Genomic DNA, 16,607 nt, shown 5'->3' on the forward strand with positions numbered 1-16,607 from the left:
GGAGAATCAAAACGTTCCTTATTGTTTCCCCGAGTTTTGCCATTGAGATATCGGTTTGCCCGGGGTCTGGCAACCCGTATAAGCGACCCGGCTTTCAGCCCGTCCCCACTCCATTTCTCGGCGCGGAAAACGCACCGTTTCCAGGCCCTTGACCCAATGATCGATCCCCGCATCCTGGTGCTGATCCCGGCCCGCATGGCCGCCACCCGCCTGCCCGGCAAGCCGCTCGCCGATATCGCGGGATTGCCGATGATCGTACATGTGCTGCGCCGCGCAGAAGCCGCTGCAATCGGCCGGGTCGCGGTCGCAACCGACACGCCGGAGATCGCGTCCGTGGTGACCGCCCATGGCGGCGAGGCGGTGATGACCCGCCCGGACCACCCCTCGGGCTCGGACCGCATCCACGAGGCCATGCAAAAGCTCGATCCGGACGGCAAGGCCGAGATCGTGATCAATCTCCAGGGCGACTTCCCGACCATCACGCCTCAGACCATCCGCGAGGTGCTGCCACCCTTTGCCGAGCCTGCGGTCGATATCGTGACTTTGGCCTCGCAGATCCACACCGAGGAGGAGGATCTCGCCCCGAGCGTCGTGAAGGCTGTGGGCTCGCCGATCGGGCCGCGGCGGCTACGGGCACTTTATTTCACCCGCGCAACAGCCCCATACGGCAACGGACCGCGTTACCACCACATCGGCCTTTACGCCTACCGTCGCGCCGCGCTGGAACGGTTCGTGTCGCTGCCGCCATCGCCTCTGGAGCGCCAGGAGAGCCTGGAACAGCTCCGGGCGGTGGAAGCCGGCATGCGCATCGACATCATGATCGTCGACAGCGTGCCGCGTGGCGTGGACACGCCGCCCGATCTCGAAACCGCGCGTAGCATCCTTTCCAAATCCTGAGCCGCTGTTACAAGGCCGACCATGAGCAAGCTGAAAATCGCATTCCAGGGCGAGCCTGGGGCCAATTCCCACATCGCCATCGTCGAAGCGTATCCCGACGCCGAGCCGATGCCCTGCGCCACCTTCGAGGACGCGCTGTCGGCGATCTCGTCGGGCGATGCCGATCTCGGCATGATCCCGATCGAGAATTCGGTCGCCGGCCGCGTCGCCGACATCCATCACCTTCTGCCGGCCTCCGGCCTCTTCATCATCGGCGAATGGTTCCTGCCGGTCCGGCATCAGCTGATGGCGGTGAAGGGCACCAAGCTAGAAGACATCAAGAGCGTGGAGAGCCATGTCCATGCGCTTGGCCAGTGCCGACGCATCATCCGCAAGCTCGGCATCAAGCCGATCGTGCACGCCGACACCGCCGGCAGCGCCCGCGACATTTCCGAGCGCAAGGACAAGACCGTCGCGGCGATCGCCTCGCGCCTCGCCGCGAAGGTCTATGGGCTCGACATCCTCGCCGAGGACGTCGAGGACGAGGCCCACAACACCACGCGCTTTGTGGTACTGGCGCGCGAGCCGAAATGGGCCGCGCAAGGCTCGGGCCCGCTGGTCACGACGTTCGTCTTCCGGGTGCGCAATTTGCCGGCCGCGCTCTACAAGGCGCTCGGCGGCTTTGCCACCAACGGCGTCAACATGACCAAGCTCGAAAGCTACATGGTCGACGGCAATTTCTTCGCCACGCAGTTTTACGCCGACGTCGACGGCCATCCCGATGACAAGGGCCTCGCCTTCGCGATCGAGGAGCTGAAATTCTTCTCGCGCGAATTCCGCATCGTCGGGGTGTATCCGGGGCACCCGTTCCGTGCGACGTTCAGCGAGGCGCAGGATTAGCTTCCTGTCCCGGACGCGCGAAGCGCGAGCCGGGACCCAGCCCCACGATACTCAGACGTGCGATGGGCCCCGGCCCCAGCAGCGCATCATTTCATGCTGCGCTACGTCCGGGGCACGATCTAAGCCGCACTTTTCGCCAGCCCGAACGCCTCCGCCAGCAGTGAATACGACTTCTTGCGTGCCTCGTGATCATACACGGCGGTGATCACCATCAGCTCGTCCGGCTTGCTCGCATAGATCAGCGGCTGAAGCTTCTTCTGCACGTTTGTCGGGCTGCCGACGAACAGGCGCGAGCGGTTGCGGAGGATCGAGATGCGCTCGGCATCCGTATAGGGATAGGCCAGCGCCTCCTCGACGCTCGGCAGCGGAAGATATTGGCCGCGGTCGCGGCGAAGGCGGTTGAGGTCGAAGGAGCTGGCGAGCCTTTCGGCCTCCTCATCGGTGTCGGCCGTGATGGCCGCGACCGCGAGGATTGCGTGCGGGCGGGCGCGCCAGGCCGAGGGCTGGAAGCGGTTGCGGTAATGCACCATCGCATCGATCGCATCGTGTGAGGCGAAGTGATGGGCGAAGGCGAAGCCCATGCCGACCTCTGCGGCGAGCTCGGAGGAATAATCGCTCGAGCCGAGCAGCCAGATCGGCGGCAGCCTGGTGTCGTCGGGCATGGCGACGACATTGTTGTAGGGGTGGCCCGAGGGGAATTCGCGGGTCTCCCACAAAATCAGCTCGTGCAGCCGCTCCAGGAAATCGTCGCCCTCGCGGCGATCGAGGCGGCTGCGCAGCGCGTAGGCGGTGGCGCCGTCGGTACCGGGGGCGCGGCCGAGACCGAGGTCGATACGACCAGGAAACAGCGCCTCCAGCATCTTGAAGCGCTCGGCCACCACCAGCGGCGCGTGGTTGGGCAGCATTACGCCGCCGGAGCCGACGCGGATGTGTTTCGTCACCGCCGCGATCTGCCCGATCATCACGTCGGGCGCGGGGCTCGCGACGGACGCGAGGTTGTGATGCTCGGCGAGCCAGTAGCGGACATAGCCAAGCCCATCGACGTGGCGCGCCAGATCGATGCTGTTGCGCAGCGCCGCGGCGGGCTTGGTGCCGGTGGTGACGACCGAGAGGTCGAGGACTGAGAGCGGGATCATGGCGCGTTAACGTAATGGAGTGCCGGGCAGCGGCAACGGCAGGCTGCGCAGGCCTGACGTGTACGGACCGGCGGACACGCTGAGACGTCCAGTTGGGACAATTATTACTTCTGCATAACTAAATTCGACTTGCCCACCGACGAAATCGAGATCGCCGAAGAGTCAACTATTTGAAATAGTCATTTTGTATCAAAATACTATGTTCTCTCGACCTATTTCCCACCAAGATCGCAAATAGCAACGAAATTCCTTCTGTTCACCCCGTAGTGGGCAATTTCCCATCATCGATGGGCTGTCGATCAAACGGGCTTTGCCGTATTTTAGGTCTCTCAAGACGGATCGCCGCCTGAAATTGGAGTGAGTGGTGCCATGACTGACGTGACGACGCCTGGCCAAGACAACAGGCAAGACGGGCACCTGAAGCGGCCTGCGATCTCGTTCGAGTTCTTTCCGCCCAAGACCGAGGAGATGGAGCGGAATCTTTGGGACGCCATCAACCGGCTGGCCCCGCTTGACCCGAAATTCGTCTCGGTGACCTACGGCGCCGGCGGCTCGACCCGCGAGCGCACCCATTCCACCATCGCCCGCATCCTGAAAGAGACCGCGCTGCTGCCGGCGGCGCATCTGACCTGCGTCGGCGCCTCGCGCGGCGAGATCGACGAGATCGTCGACCGCTATCACGAGGTCGGCGTGCGCCACATCGTGGCCTTGCGCGGTGATCCCGTTGGCGGCATCGGCACGCCCTACTTCAGCCATCCCGACGGCTACCAGAGCTCGGCCGAGCTCGTCGCGGGGATCAAGAAGCGGCACGGCGATATCGAAGTGAGCGTGTCGGCCTATCCCGAGAAGCACCCCGAAGCGCGCGACTTCGACGCCGATATCGACACGCTGAAGGCCAAGGTCGATGCGGGTGCGACGCGCGCGATTACCCAGGTGTTCTTCGATAACGACCTCTACTTCCGCTACCTCGACCGCGTCCGCGCCCGCGGCATCGACATCCCGATCGTGCCGGGCATCATGCCCATGCACAATTTCAAGCAGGCCCGTAATTTCGTCACCCGCGCCGGCACCACCGTGCCGGACTGGTTCGCCGCGAAATTCGAAGGCCTCGACGACGACGCCGAGACCCGCAAGCTGGTGGCCGCAACCGTTGCGGCCGGCCAGGTGCAGAAGCTGGCGAAGCACGGCGTCGACACCTTCCACTTCTACACCATGAACCGCGCCGATCTCGTGTTCGCGATCAGCCATTTGCTCGGCATTCGCGCCAAGAGCGCACAGAAAGCTGCGTAAGATCAGATGACCGTAGCCACCTCTCCCAAGCGAACTGCCCTGCTGAACGCCGCGCGCGAACGCATCCTCGTGCTCGATGGCGCCATGGGCACGATGATCCAGAATCTCCAGCTCGACGAGGCGGCCTTCCGCGGCGAGCGCTTCAAGACTTTTCATCGCGACCTGCGCGGCAACAACGATTTGTTGATCCTGACCCAGCCGCAGGCGATCGAGGACATCCACGCCGCCTATTTGCGTGCCGGCGCCGACATCGTCGCCACCAACACCTTCTCGACGACCTCGATCGCGCAGGCCGATTACGACCTCACCGACATCGTCTACGAGATGGCGCGTGAAGGCGCCCGCCTCGCAGGCAACGCGGCACGCCGCGTCGAGGCCGAGGACGGCAAGCCGCGCTTCGTTGCCGGTGCCATCGGACCGACCAACCGCACCGCCTCGATCTCACCCGACGTTTCCAATCCCGGCTACCGCGCCGTCACCTTCGATGATTTGCGCAAATCCTATGGCGAGCAGATCCGCGGCCTGATCGACGGCGGCGTCGATCTGCTGCTGGTCGAGACCATCTTCGACACGCTCAACGCCAAGGCGGCGCTCTATGCGATCGCCGAGATCACCGAAGAGCGCGGCATCGACATGCCGGTGATGGTGTCGGGCACCATCACCGACAAATCCGGCCGCCTGCTCTCCGGCCAGATGCCGGAAGCGTTCTGGAATTCGGTGCGGCACGCCAAGCCTGTTACCATCGGCTTCAACTGCGCGCTCGGCGCCGAGGACCTGCGCGCGCATATCGCGGATATCGGCCGCGTCGCCGACACGCTCGTGTGCGCCTATCCCAATGCCGGCCTGCCGAACGAGTTCGGCCAGTATGACGAGAGCCCGGAATACATGGCGCGCCTGATCGGCGAATTCGCGCGCGACGGCCTCGTCAACATCGTCGGCGGCTGCTGCGGCACCACGCCGGATCACATCGCGGCGATTGCCGCCGCGGTGGCCCCGCACAAGCCGCGCATCGTGCCGGAGATCGCGCCGCGCTTGCGGCTCTCCGGCCTCGAGCCGTTCGTGCTGACGGATGCGATTCCCTTCGTCAATGTCGGCGAGCGCACCAACGTCACCGGCTCGGCCCGCTTCCGCAAGCTGATCACCGCCGGCGACTACACCGCCGCGCTGCAGGTCGCGCGCGACCAGGTCGAGAACGGCGCACAAATCATCGACGTCAACATGGACGAGGGCCTGCTCGATTCCGAAGCGGCGATGGTGACCTTCCTCAACCTCGTCGCCGCCGAGCCCGACATCGCCCGCGTTCCCGTGATGGTCGATTCCTCGAAATTCTCGGTGATCGAGGCCGGCCTGAAATGCGTGCAGGGCAAGCCGGTCGTCAATTCGATCTCGATGAAGGAAGGCGAGGACAAGTTCATTCACGAGGCGAAGATCGCCCGCCGCCATGGCGCAGCCGTCGTGGTGATGGCGTTCGACGAGGTCGGCCAGGCCGACACGTTCGCGCGCAAGACCGAGATCTGCAAGCGCGCCTACGACATCCTGGTCAACCGCGTCGGCTTCCCGCCCGAGGACATCATCTTCGATCCCAACATTTTTGCGATCGCGACCGGCATCGAGGAGCACAACAATTACGGCGTCGACTTCATCGAGGCGACGCGCTGGATCCGCCAGAACCTGCCGGGCGCGCATGTATCGGGCGGCGTCTCCAACCTCTCGTTCTCGTTCCGCGGCAACGAGCCCGTGCGCGAGGCCATGCACTCGGTGTTCCTGTATCACGCCATCAAGGCGGGCATGGACATGGGCATCGTCAACGCCGGGCAGATGATCGTCTATGACGACATCGACCCCGAGCTGCGCCAGACCTGCGAGGACGTCGTCCTCAATCGCGATGCCGGCGCATCCGAGCGCCTGCTGGCGCTGGCGGAAAAATTCCGCGGCAAGAAGACGGAAGCTAAGGAAGCCGATCTCGCCTGGCGCGAATGGCCGGTGGAGAAGCGGCTGAGCCACGCGCTCGTCCATGGCATCACCGAATTCATCGAACAGGACACCGAAGAAGCCCGAAAACTGTCCTCACGCCCGCTCGACGTCATCGAGGGCCCGCTGATGGCCGGCATGAACGTGGTCGGCGACCTCTTCGGCGACGGCAAGATGTTCCTGCCGCAGGTGGTGAAGTCCGCGCGCGTGATGAAGCAGGCCGTTGCTTACCTCATGCCGTTCATGGAGGAGGAGAAGGCGCGCAACCTCGCCAGCGGCATCGGCACCGAAGGCTCCTCGTCCGCCGGCAAGATCGTGCTCGCGACCGTCAAGGGCGACGTCCACGACATCGGCAAGAACATCGTCGGCATCGTGCTCCAGTGCAACAATTTCGAGGTCATCGACCTCGGCGTGATGGTGCCGGCGGCCAAGATCGTCGAGACCGTGAAAGCTGAGAAAGCCGACATCGTCGGGCTATCAGGCCTGATCACGCCTTCGCTCGACGAGATGGCGTTCTTCGCCGGCGAATTGCAGCGTGAAGGCCTCAAGCTGCCCCTCTTGATCGGCGGCGCCACCACCAGCCGCGTGCATACCGCGGTGAAGATCGACCCGAGCTATCGCGCCGGCCCGGTCGTGCATGTCAACGACGCCAGCCGCGCCGTCGGCGTGGCCTCGGCGCTGCTCTCGCCGGAGAAGCGCGAGGCCTATGCCGCCGAGGTGCGCGCCGAATACGCGAAGATTTCAGAGGCGCATCTGCGCGCGCAGGCCGACAAGAAGCGGCTGAAGCTGGCCGATGCCCGCGCCAACCGCGTGCCGGTCGATTTTGCCGCGAACAAGCCGGTGAAGCCGACTTTCCTCGGCATCAGGAGCTTCGACGACTACGACATCGCCGAGCTCGTGCCTTACATCGACTGGACGCCGTTCTTCCAGACCTGGGAGCTCGCCGGACGCTTCCCCGCCATCCTCGACGACGCCAAGGTCGGCGAGGTCGCGCGCTCGCTCTACGACGACGCGCGCAAGATGCTCGACACCATCGTGAAGGAGAAGTGGTTCCGAGCGCGTGCGACCATCGGATTCTGGCCGGCGAATACTGAAGGTGACGACATCGTGCTCTATGCCGATGAAAGCCGGACCAAGAGCATTGCGACGCTGCACACGCTGCGCCAGCAGCTCGAGAAGCGCGAGGGCCGCTTCAACGCGGCGCTCGCCGACTTCGTCGCGCCCGTCGGCACCGGAGTGCCCGACTATGTCGGCGGCTTCGTCGTCACCGCCGGCATCGGTGAGGATGTGGTCGCCGACCGCTTCAGAAAAGCCAATGACGACTACTCCTCGATCCTGTGCAAGGCGCTGGCCGATCGCCTCGCCGAAGCTTTCGCCGAGCGCATGCATGCCCGCGTGCGCCGCGAGTTCTGGGCCTATGCACCTAGCGAGGCGCTCACCAACGAGGAGCTGATCCTGGAGAAGTATCAGGGCATCCGCCCCGCGCCCGGTTATCCCGCGCAGCCCGATCACACCGAGAAGGCGACGCTGTTCGCGCTGCTCGATGCAGAAGCGACCGCCGGCGTGAAGCTGACCGAGAGCTTTGCGATGTGGCCGGGCTCATCCGTGTCCGGGCTCTATTTCGCCAATCCCCAGAGCTATTATTTCGGCGTCGGCAAGATCGAGCGCGACCAGGTCGAGGATTACGCCGCGCGCAAGGGGATGAGCGTGGCGGAGGCCGAGCGCTGGCTGGCGCCGGTGCTGAATTACATTCCCTCGCAGCAGGGCATCGACAAGGCCTTCGCGGCAACACCGGCGAATGACGAGATGCCGAAAGACCTCGCCTCGCATCCACCGGGCTGCACCTGCGCGGTGCATCTCGTCTGGCAGAAGAAGCGCGCGGGGGCCGGTTAAGCGCGCCTCAAAACAAAAAGTGAGAAAACAACCCCATGCACAGTAGCGATGGGGTTGAAAAGGCTGGACAATTTCGGTATTGCCGAAAACGAGTTGCGGCGTCGGGCAAAACAGGGGTAATATTCCATCATCGGCTGCTGTGCCCGGTGACGCAACGCCAGCGGATGTGTCCTTTCACTCTTCCTGCACCCCCGGTCCCCATCCTCCCCTGGAGGGGGAGGATCGGTTCGCATGCAGCGAAGCGGAATGCGGACCGAGGTGGGGTGACGGTCTGTCCGCGCACGCACTGCCCGTGGTGAGAGACCACCCCACCCCGCTCGCGCTGGGCGCGATCGACCCTCCCCCTCCAGGGGAGGGTAAGAAACTCACCCCTTCGGCGGGGCCAGGGGCTGCACGATCTCCTTGAACGGCGCCAGTGCCTCGCAGCGCTCGGCATGCGCGCTCAGCGCCGGATAGCGTGACGCGTCGAACAGCTGCGGGTGCGCCTCGCGGGTGAAGCGGACGACGCAGGCGACCGCGACGTCAGCATGGCCGATGCGATCACCCAGCCAGTACGGCGTCGTCACCTTGGCGCGCTCGGCCTCCAGCACGGCGAGCACGTCCGCGATCTGCGCCTGGCAGCGCTCGACCCACAGCGCCAGCTGCTCCTTCCGCAGCACGCGCTCGTAGAGCAGGCTGACCGCCTTGTCGCCGAGACCGGAGGCGAGCGCACAGATGCGCAGGTGCTTGCGGCGATCGGCGCCGCCGCGCGGCAGCATCGCCTTCTCGGGACCGACGAGATCGTCGAGATAATCGAGGATGATCGTGCTTTCGATCAGCGCCTCGCCATCGTCGAGCACCAGGGTCGGCACGCGGCGCAGCGGATTGTACGGCGCGATTCTGTCGGCATCACCGAAGGTCGACCACGGCCTGTGCTCGAAGGCGAGCCCGTAAAGCCGCAGCGCGATCGCGACGCGGCGGACGAAGGGGGAATCATATTGGCCGATCAGGAACATGGGTCTCGCTCTTCCCAGTGGTTGGACACGGCAGGGCCGATCAGTGTCGACGACAAGACCGCTGCCGCGCAAGGAAGATCTTGGAAATGGAGCATTGCGCCGGCTGCAATAGCACCGGCGGCAGCACCATTCGCAATCGCGCGCTCAAAGGCCGTCCTGGATCGAGCGCTTGATGGCGGCGATCGCGGTCTCGTTGCGCTTATACATCGTCCACTGCTTGATGCGCTTGGCGCGCACCAGCTTTGCGGCCGTCAGCACCCGCATGTGCTCGCTCACCGTCGGCGCGCTGACGCCGAGCTTCTCGGCGATCAGCAATCCGCAGACGCCGTCCTCGAGCAGGTCGCCATCGGCCTGCTCGCGAAAATGCTTCCTGGGATCGCGCAGCCATTCCAGGATCTGCAGGCGACGCTCGTTGGCGAGGGCGCGCAAGGCGACGGTAAATTTCATTTAGCCATTTTGCTAATTACCTAATTGATGTCAATCCTCCGATACGCTATCAAGGACGGTATCATGACAGCGACAACGAACATCACACGGGAGCGGATTGCGGCGACCGAGGCCGTGATCCGCCCGCATATCAGGCGCACGCCACTCGTTCAGGCCGATCTTGCGGATTTCGGCCTGGCGGCCTTGCCAGTCACGTTCAAGCTGGAGATGCTGCAGCATTCCGGATCGTTCAAGGCGCGGGGCGCCTTCGCCAACCTGCTGCTGCGGCAGGTGCCCGAGACGGGCGTCGTCGCCGCATCCGGCGGCAATCACGGTGCGGCGGTGGCCTATGCGGCGCAGCGGCTCGGCATTCCCGCTACGATCTTCGTGCCCGACATCACCTCGCCGGCCAAGGCCGAGCGGATCAGGGGCTATGGCGCCAAGCTCGTGATCGCAGGCAGCCGCTATGCCGATGCGCTCGCCGCAAGCGAAGCCCATGTCGCGCAGACCGGCGCGCTGGCCGTCCATGCCTACGATCAGACGGAGACCCTGCTCGGCCAGGGCAGCGTCGGCCTGGAGCTGGAACAGGACGCGCCCGGCATCGACACACTGCTGGTGGCGGTCGGCGGCGGCGGACTGATCGGCGGCATCGCGGCGTGGTTCGCCGGCCGGACGCGCATCGTGGCGGTCGAGCCGGAGCAATCGCCCACCCTGCATAATGCGTTCGAGGCGGGTGCCCCGGTCGATGCACCGGCGGGCGGTCTCGCTGCTGATAGCCTTGCGCCGCGACGCGTCGGCGAATTGATGTTTCCGATCGCGCGCGCTCATGTCGAGCGCGTCATCCTGGTCAGCGATGATGCGATCCGGCAAGCACAGGCCGCCCTGTGGTCGCACCTGCGCCTGGTGGCCGAACCCGGCGGCGCAGCCGCCTTTGCCGCGCTGCTCTCCGGCCGCTACCGTCCCTCGCCCGGTGAGCGCGTCGCGGTCCTGGTCTGCGGCGCCAACACCACGGCGGTGAGTTTCGACGGCTAGCTTCAGGGTGACATCATCGGGCCGCGCGCATTGATCTGCCAATTGCAAGAGCGGACGGCGGCGTCCACGCTCCGTCATTGCGAGCGCAGCGAAGCAATCCAGGATCTTTCCGCGGAGACAGTCTGGATTGCTTCGTCGCAAGGGCTCCTCGCAATGACGGTGTGGAGGCAATCGATTGCGCTCCGCTCCATGCGAGTAGGGGGACGTGCCTACCCTTCCCCCTCGTCGCTCGCCAGCACGCCCTTCACCGCGCGCGCCCATCCCGCGAGCTTCCGCTGCCGCGTCGCCTCGCTCATGTTCGGCTTGAAGCGGTGCTCCAATCGCCAGTTGTCGGCGAATTTGGTCGGCTCGGGATAGACGCTCGCCTGGAGGCCGGCGAGATAGGCAGCACCCAGGGCCGTGGTCTCCTGGATCACGGGACGATCGACCGGCGCGTCGAGCAGATCGGCAAGGCGCTGCATGGTCCAGTCCGACGCCGTCATGCCGCCGTCGACGCGGAGCACGACGCTGGCGGTTTCCGAGCTCGGCCAGTCCGCGCGCATCGCCGCCCAGAGGTCGAAAGTCTGGTAGCAGACGCTTTCCAGCGCGGCGTGGGCGAGCTCGGCGGGGCCGGTGTTGCGAGTGAGGCCGAACAGCGCGCCGCGCACGCGCGGATTCCAATAGGGCGCGCCCATGCCGACGAAAGCGGGGACGAGATAGACGCTCTGCATGGAATCGGATTGATCCGCGAGCGGGCCGGTCTCGGCGGCATGCTTGATGATGCCGAGGCCGTCGCGCAGCCACTGCACCGCGCTGCCGGCGACGAAGATCGAGCCTTCCAGCGCGTAGGTGCGTTTGCCGTCGAGCTGATAGGCGACGGTGGTGAGCAGCTTGTTCTTGGAGACCACAGGCGTGGTGCCTGTGTTGAGCAGCGCGAAGCAGCCGGTGCCGTAGGTGGACTTCATCATGCCCGGGCGGAAGCAGGCCTGGCCGATGGTCGCGGCCTGCTGGTCGCCGGCGATGCCGGAGATTGCGATGGCACCGCCGAACAGGTCCGGCGTGCTCTCGCCGAAGCGCGCGGAAGAATCCTTCACCTCCGGCAGCATCGAGCGCGGCACGCCGATGATCTCCAAGAGCTCGTCGTCCCACTGGCCGGTGTGGATGTTAAACAGCAGCGTGCGCGAGGCGTTGGTGGCGTCGGTGGCATGCACCTTGCCGCCGGTGAGGCGCCAGAGCAGATAGCAATCGACGGTGCCGAACATCAATTCGCCGCGCGCGGCGCGCGCCCGCGCGCCGGGGACGTGGTCGAGGATCCAGGCCACCTTGGTGCCGGAAAAATAGGGATCGATGATCAGGCCGGTCTTCTGCGAGATCACGGGCTCGCGGCCATTGGCTTTCAATTTGGCGCAGATGTCGGCGGTTCGGCGATCCTGCCAGACGATTGCGCGGTGCACGGCCTGCCCGGTGGCGCGGTCCCACACCACGGTGGTCTCGCGCTGATTGGTGATGCCGATCGCAGCGATGTCCTTTGCGGTGATGCCGGCCTGCTCGATCGCCTCGCGGCACACCATCACGGTCGAGGTCCAGATGTCCTCGGGCTCGTGCTCGACCCAGCCCGAGGCCGGAAAATGCTGCGGAAACTCTTGCTGCGCTTTCGCCGCGATGGAAATGTCGCTGCGAAACACGATCGCGCGCGAGGAGGTGGTGCCCTGGTCGATGGCGAGGACGAAAGACATAGCGGCTTACCTTGGCGTTATCCCGGAGGGGGATCATTGTGTCGCGGCAAGAAAACGGGATTGCCGGCAACAGGTCAAGGCGGCTCTCCTTACCCTCCCCTGGAGGGGGAGGGTCGACCGCGCGACGCGCGGGCGGGGTGGGGTGAAGCCACAACGACGGTCTCGCTTAGGTCGACAGAACGAAGGCCGCTGTTCATACGGGAGCACCGCATCTGCGGATGGTCTGTCACCCCACCCCGCCACGCATTTCGCTTCGCTGCATGCGTAGCGACCCTCCCCCTCCAGGGGAGGGTAAACAAGGGTGGCTACCGGCGGCGATGTTTCAAGGGTTCTGTCTCTGCCTCGCGCGACCCGTACAACTCGACATAGATGCGTTCGAGCACGGCAGTCAGGTCGGCAGCGATCTCCGAATTCCAGAATCGGATGACGCGATAACCTTCGTTCTCGAGCCAGCTCTGCCGTGCGCGATCGCGCTCAGCCACATCGTCTTCGTTGTGGTGTCCGCCATCTAACTCGATGATGAGGCGCCTGGCTGGCAAGAAGAAGTCGACGACGTAGGGACCGATTGGAGCTTGGCGGCGGAAGTGCGAGCCTTCGAGCGGGACTTCCTTGAGGGCGCGCCATAGCATCCGCTCGTGCGGCGTGGTGTTGGCTCTCAGCTTTTTCGCGGCGGCGCGTCGGATCGATGTTGAGACCATTTGTGCGGCTTCACCCCACCCCGCTCGCGCGTTGCGCGAGCGACCCTCCCCCTCCAGGGTAGGGTAAGGGAAGCGTGCTCGCGGCACAATTGCAAGTAGTAAGACCTACACCGCCGCCGTGGTCACGCCGCCGTCGATGACGATGGTCTGGCCGGTCATGAAGCTCGATGCGTCCGAGGCGAGGTAGGCGACGGCGCCGGCGATTTCGTCGGGCTCGCCGATGCGGCGGAGCGGCGTGGTGGCGGTGCGGCGCTTGAGCATGGCTTCGTCTTCCCACAGCGCGCGGGCGAAATCGGTCTTGACGAGGCCTGGGGCGATGCAGTTGACACGGACGCCTTTCGGGCCCCATTCGCCCGCGAGCGAGCGGCACAGCGCGAAGTCGGCGGCTTTCGAGATGCCGTAGGCGCCGATCACGGTGGAGCCGCGCAGGCCGCCGATCGAGGAGATGATGATGACGGAGCCGCCTCCGCGTTCGGCCATTTGCGGGATCGCGAGCGCGGAGAGCCAGATGTTGCTCTTGACGTTGCTGCCCATGATCTTGTCGAAGGCTTCATCCGTGATGTCGAGCAACGGGCCGTAATACGGGTTCACCGCGGCGTTGCAGACGAGGATGTCGATCTTGCCGTAATGCTTGGTCGCCCCCGCGATCAGCGCCTCGACCTCGGTCTTGCGCGCGATGTTGCAGGGAATGACGATGGCATCGCCGCCGGCTGCAATGATGCCGTCGGCGACCTCCTTGCAAGCGTCGGCCTTGCGCGAGGACACCACGACTTTTGCCCCGAGCTTTGCCAGGAGTTCAGCCGAGGAGCGGCCGATGCCGCGGCTGGAGCCGGTGACCACGGCGACCTTGCCGGTGAGATCGAACGGGGTGTTTTTCATTGTTGGGCTCCGCTATGGCCGCACACTCGGTGTCATCGCCCGACTTGATCGGGCGATCCAGTACTCTGCGGCTGAAGTTGCGTAAACGAATTGCCGCCGCGGAGTACTGGATGCCCCGGTCAAGCCGGGGCATGACAGTCTTCGTGTGGTCTAGATCAGTCAGATCAACCCGCCCGCGTCGGCGACGCGGCGCTGGTGGTAGTCGGTGTCGCCGAAGCTGTTCTCGATCATGGTGAGGCGCTTGAAGTAGTGGCCGATCTTCGCTTCCATGGTCATGCCGATGCCGCCGTGGAGCTGGATCGACTGCTGGCCGACGAATTTCAGCGACTTGCCGATCTGCACCTTAGCGGCCGCGATTGCATTGCTGCGCTCCCTAGCGTTCTCGAAGTCGTTCGCCATGGTCGCAAACATCGACATCGATCTCGCCTGCTCCGCCGCGACGAACATGTCGGAGGCGCGGTGCTGCAGCGATTGGAACGAGCCGATCGCGACGCCGAACTGTTTTCGCGTCTTGATGTACTCGACGGTGGTCTTGAGCGATTCGTCCATCAGCCCGACCGCCTCGGCGCAAAGCGCGACGCGGGCCTCATCGACGACGCGCTCGATCAGTGCGAGCGAATCCTCGGGATTGCCGAGCACGGCCTCGGGGCCGACCTCGACGCCGGTGAAGGTGATGTCGGCAGCATGCAGGCCGTCCTGGGTCGGGTAGCCCTTCTTAGCTACGCCCTTTGCATTGGCGGGGACCAGGAACACGCCGATGCCGCCATGATCGCGGCGCTCGCCCTTGGTGCGCGCGGTGACGATCAGGGTATCGGCATTCTCGCCGTTGAGTACGACGAATTTCTCGCCGTCGATGACGTAAGCGTCGCCCTTCTTCTTCGCGGTCGTCGAGACGTCGAAGAGGTCGTAGCGCGAGTTCTTCTCAAGCTGGGCAAACGCCAGCGTCTTGCTGCCATCGATAAGCGAAGGTACGTGCGCGGCCTTCTGCGCGTCGGTGGCGGCGTGGCGCAGGAAGCCGCCGCCGATCACCACCGTTGCCAGATAAGGCTCGAGCACCAGCGCCTTGCCGAGCGCCTCCATCACGATCATGGTCTCGACGCCGCCGCCGCCGAAGCCGCCATCGGCCTCGCTGAAGGGCAGGCCGAGCAGACCCTGCTCGGCCAGCTTGAGCCAGACGGCTTTGCTCCAGCCGCCCTTCTCCTTCATGTACTTCTTGCGGCTCTCGAAATCGTAGGAATCGGTCAAGAGGCCGTCGATGCTTTCCTTGAGAAGCCGCTGCTCCTCGGACAGATCAAAATCCATGTTTCTCTCCAAATCGGCGGGAATTGCCCTGCCGTCGCCTCACCCTCAGACGTCATCCCCGCGAAGGCGGGGATCCAGTAAACGCAGCCGCCGGCCGTACTCACGACTGCTGCGGCGTACTGGGTCCCCCGCCTTCGCGGGGGACGACACTGTCATTGCCTTGCGCGCTCCATCACAGCCCCAGCACCGCCTTGGCGATGATGTTGCGCTGGATCTCGTTGGAGCCGCCATAGATCGAGACCTTGCGGTTGTTGAAGTAGCTCGGCGCGATCTGAGCGGTCCAGTCCATGGCTTCGTTCGAGCCGTCGTCGCCGTGCACGTCGTAGGGCGCGGCGAACGGGCCGATCACTTCCATCAAGAGCTCGGTGGTGGTCTGCTGGATCTCGGAGCCCTTGATCTTCAGCACGGACGAAGCCGGATTGGGCTTGCCCTTGCCATGCTTGCCCTCGTCGGCGACGACGCGGAGCTGGGTGAGCTCGAGCGCCTTCAGCTCGATCTCGCAGGCGGCGAGCTTCTCGCGGAAGGCGGGGTCCTGGATGATCGGCTTGCCAGCGGATTCCACTTTGGAGGCGAGATCCCTGATGCGGCGGATGCGCTCCTTGGAGACGCCGACGCGGGCGATGCCGGTGCGCTCATTGCCGAGCAGGAATTTTGCGTAATCCCAGCCCTTGTTCTCCTCGCCGATCAAATTCTCGACGGGCACCTCGACGTCGTCGAAGAAGACCTCGTTGACCTCATGGCCGCCGTCGATGGTCTGGATCGGGCGCACGGTGACGCCTTTCGACTTCATCGAGAACACGATGAAGGAGATGCCCATCTGCTTCTTGGCGTTGTTGTCGGTGCGGCAGAGGCAGAAGATCATGTCGGCGTGCTGGGCCAGCGTGGTCCAGGTCTTCTGGCCGTTGATGATCCACTTGTCGCCACGGCGCTCGGCTTTCGTCTTCAGCGAAGCGAGGTCAGAGCCGGAGCCGGGCTCCGAAAAGCCCTGGCACCACCAGTCGTCGACGTTGGCGATGCGCGGCAGGTACTTCTTCTTCTGCTCCTCGTTGCCGAAGGTGTAGATGACCGGGCCGACCATGCTGACGCCGAAGGCGAGCGGCTGCGGCGCCGGATAGGACTGCAGCTCCTCGTTGAAGATATAGTGCTGCACGCTGGTCCAGCCGGTGCCGCCATACTGCTTGGGCCAGTGGCTGACGCCCCAACCCTTCTTGTTGAGGATGCGCCACCACGTCACCATCTCGTCCTTGCTGAGGTGACGGCCCTCGACCAGCTTGCGCCGCGTGTCCGGCGGCACGTTGTCGCGGAAGAACTGCCGCACTTCCTCGCGAAACGCCTGCTCTTCTTTCGTGAATGCGAGATCCATCGGATCCTCCTGTGCTCTCGTCGTCGTATTATGTCTTCGTCATCCTGGCGAAAGCCAGGATCCATTACCACCGGCCGTCATTGTGTCGGTCGGTGGCTGCCGTCTGTGCCTCACATCAAGACACGGGGTAA

At 64.7% G+C, this 16,607-nt stretch carries 13 protein-coding genes; 5 read left to right on the plus strand and 8 right to left on the minus strand.

The window, feature by feature from the left end; all coding sequences use genetic code 11:
* The first annotated feature begins 156 nt into the window (after positions 1-156).
* On the plus strand, positions 157-897 hold the full coding sequence (locus ACNJX8_RS37755; protein WP_091890342.1) for a 3-deoxy-manno-octulosonate cytidylyltransferase: 741 nt from the start codon (positions 157-159) through the stop codon (positions 895-897).
* Positions 898-918: 21 nt separating this feature from the next.
* Complete coding sequence (locus ACNJX8_RS37760; protein WP_128940022.1) at positions 919-1,776, plus strand: prephenate dehydratase; 858 nt, start codon at positions 919-921, stop codon at positions 1,774-1,776.
* A gap of 119 nt (positions 1,777-1,895) precedes the next feature.
* Here ACNJX8_RS37760 and ACNJX8_RS37765 read toward each other — a convergent pair whose 3' ends face one another.
* A complete protein-coding gene (locus ACNJX8_RS37765) occupies positions 1,896-2,912 on the minus strand; it encodes an LLM class flavin-dependent oxidoreductase (protein WP_439358762.1) in 1,017 nt (338 codons plus the stop codon).
* Between the two features lie 369 nt (positions 2,913-3,281).
* On the opposite strand from ACNJX8_RS37765, the gene metF reads away from it, so the two are divergent.
* Positions 3,282-4,202, plus strand: a complete 921-nt coding sequence (gene metF, locus ACNJX8_RS37770) for a methylenetetrahydrofolate reductase [NAD(P)H] (RefSeq protein WP_164934715.1) — start codon at positions 3,282-3,284, stop codon at positions 4,200-4,202.
* Between the two features lie 6 nt (positions 4,203-4,208).
* Positions 4,209-8,066: a methionine synthase gene (gene metH / locus ACNJX8_RS37775; protein ID WP_439358763.1), complete on the plus strand. Its 3,858-nt coding sequence runs from the start codon at positions 4,209-4,211 to the stop codon at positions 8,064-8,066.
* Between the two features lie 365 nt (positions 8,067-8,431).
* Here metH and ACNJX8_RS37780 read toward each other — a convergent pair whose 3' ends face one another.
* Together ACNJX8_RS37780 and ACNJX8_RS37785 are read right to left on the minus strand one after the other, a co-directional pair.
* A complete protein-coding gene (locus tag ACNJX8_RS37780; RefSeq protein WP_439358764.1) occupies positions 8,432-9,061 on the minus strand; it encodes a glutathione S-transferase family protein in 630 nt (209 codons plus the stop codon).
* A gap of 144 nt (positions 9,062-9,205) precedes the next feature.
* Positions 9,206-9,508, minus strand: coding sequence for an ArsR/SmtB family transcription factor (locus ACNJX8_RS37785; protein WP_439358765.1), 303 nt, complete (start codon positions 9,506-9,508; stop codon positions 9,206-9,208).
* Positions 9,509-9,535: 27 nt separating this feature from the next.
* Here ACNJX8_RS37785 and ACNJX8_RS37790 point away from each other — a divergent pair, with 27 nt between their 5' ends.
* On the plus strand, positions 9,536-10,519 hold the full coding sequence (locus ACNJX8_RS37790) for a threonine/serine dehydratase (RefSeq protein ID WP_439358766.1): 984 nt from the start codon (positions 9,536-9,538) through the stop codon (positions 10,517-10,519).
* 209 nt (positions 10,520-10,728) lie between these two features.
* Here the strand turns inward: ACNJX8_RS37790 and glpK are convergent, their stop codons facing one another.
* The 5 genes from glpK to pimC form a co-directional block, all read right to left on the minus strand.
* Positions 10,729-12,234, minus strand: coding sequence for a glycerol kinase GlpK (glpK, locus tag ACNJX8_RS37795; protein WP_439358767.1), 1,506 nt, complete (start codon positions 12,232-12,234; stop codon positions 10,729-10,731).
* A gap of 305 nt (positions 12,235-12,539) precedes the next feature.
* Positions 12,540-12,932 (minus strand): endonuclease domain-containing protein, encoded by a 393-nt coding sequence (locus ACNJX8_RS37800; RefSeq protein WP_439358768.1) that lies wholly within the window; start codon positions 12,930-12,932, stop codon positions 12,540-12,542.
* Between the two features lie 105 nt (positions 12,933-13,037).
* Positions 13,038-13,811, minus strand: a complete 774-nt coding sequence (locus tag ACNJX8_RS37805) for an SDR family NAD(P)-dependent oxidoreductase (RefSeq protein ID WP_128936664.1) — start codon at positions 13,809-13,811, stop codon at positions 13,038-13,040.
* A gap of 159 nt (positions 13,812-13,970) precedes the next feature.
* A complete protein-coding gene (gene pimD, locus ACNJX8_RS37810) occupies positions 13,971-15,113 on the minus strand; it encodes a pimeloyl-CoA dehydrogenase small subunit (RefSeq protein WP_128936666.1) in 1,143 nt (380 codons plus the stop codon).
* 172 nt (positions 15,114-15,285) lie between these two features.
* Positions 15,286-16,476 (minus strand): pimeloyl-CoA dehydrogenase large subunit, encoded by a 1,191-nt coding sequence (gene pimC / locus ACNJX8_RS37815; RefSeq protein ID WP_439358769.1) that lies wholly within the window; start codon positions 16,474-16,476, stop codon positions 15,286-15,288.
* Positions 16,477-16,607: the final 131 nt, after the last annotated feature.

The organism is Bradyrhizobium sp. SPXBL-04 (genome assembly GCF_051853035.1).
Classification (GTDB): Bacteria; Pseudomonadota; Alphaproteobacteria; order Rhizobiales; family Xanthobacteraceae; genus Bradyrhizobium; species Bradyrhizobium zhanjiangense.

What these genes read in the sequence shown, in the direction of transcription:
- ACNJX8_RS37805 (WP_128936664.1), bottom strand. Translation starts at nt 13,811, where the DNA reads ATGAAAAACACCCCGTTCGATCTCACCGGCAAGGTCGCCGTGGTCACC.
- glpK (WP_439358767.1), bottom strand. Translation starts at nt 12,234, where the DNA reads ATGTCTTTCGTCCTCGCCATCGACCAGGGCACCACCTCCTCGCGCGCG.
- pimC (WP_439358769.1), bottom strand. Translation starts at nt 16,476, where the DNA reads ATGGATCTCGCATTCACGAAAGAAGAGCAGGCGTTTCGCGAGGAAGTG.
- ACNJX8_RS37790 (WP_439358766.1), top strand. Translation starts at nt 9,536, where the DNA reads ATGTCAATCCTCCGATACGCTATCAAGGACGGTATCATGACAGCGACA.
- ACNJX8_RS37760 (WP_128940022.1), top strand. Translation starts at nt 919, where the DNA reads ATGAGCAAGCTGAAAATCGCATTCCAGGGCGAGCCTGGGGCCAATTCC.
- ACNJX8_RS37755 (WP_091890342.1), top strand. Translation starts at nt 157, where the DNA reads ATGATCGATCCCCGCATCCTGGTGCTGATCCCGGCCCGCATGGCCGCC.
- ACNJX8_RS37765 (WP_439358762.1), bottom strand. Translation starts at nt 2,912, where the DNA reads ATGATCCCGCTCTCAGTCCTCGACCTCTCGGTCGTCACCACCGGCACC.
- pimD (WP_128936666.1), bottom strand. Translation starts at nt 15,113, where the DNA reads ATGGATTTTGATCTGTCCGAGGAGCAGCGGCTTCTCAAGGAAAGCATC.
- ACNJX8_RS37780 (WP_439358764.1), bottom strand. Translation starts at nt 9,061, where the DNA reads ATGTTCCTGATCGGCCAATATGATTCCCCCTTCGTCCGCCGCGTCGCG.
- ACNJX8_RS37785 (WP_439358765.1), bottom strand. Translation starts at nt 9,508, where the DNA reads ATGAAATTTACCGTCGCCTTGCGCGCCCTCGCCAACGAGCGTCGCCTG.
- metF (WP_164934715.1), top strand. Translation starts at nt 3,282, where the DNA reads ATGACTGACGTGACGACGCCTGGCCAAGACAACAGGCAAGACGGGCAC.
- metH (WP_439358763.1), top strand. Translation starts at nt 4,209, where the DNA reads ATGACCGTAGCCACCTCTCCCAAGCGAACTGCCCTGCTGAACGCCGCG.
- ACNJX8_RS37800 (WP_439358768.1), bottom strand. Translation starts at nt 12,932, where the DNA reads ATGGTCTCAACATCGATCCGACGCGCCGCCGCGAAAAAGCTGAGAGCC.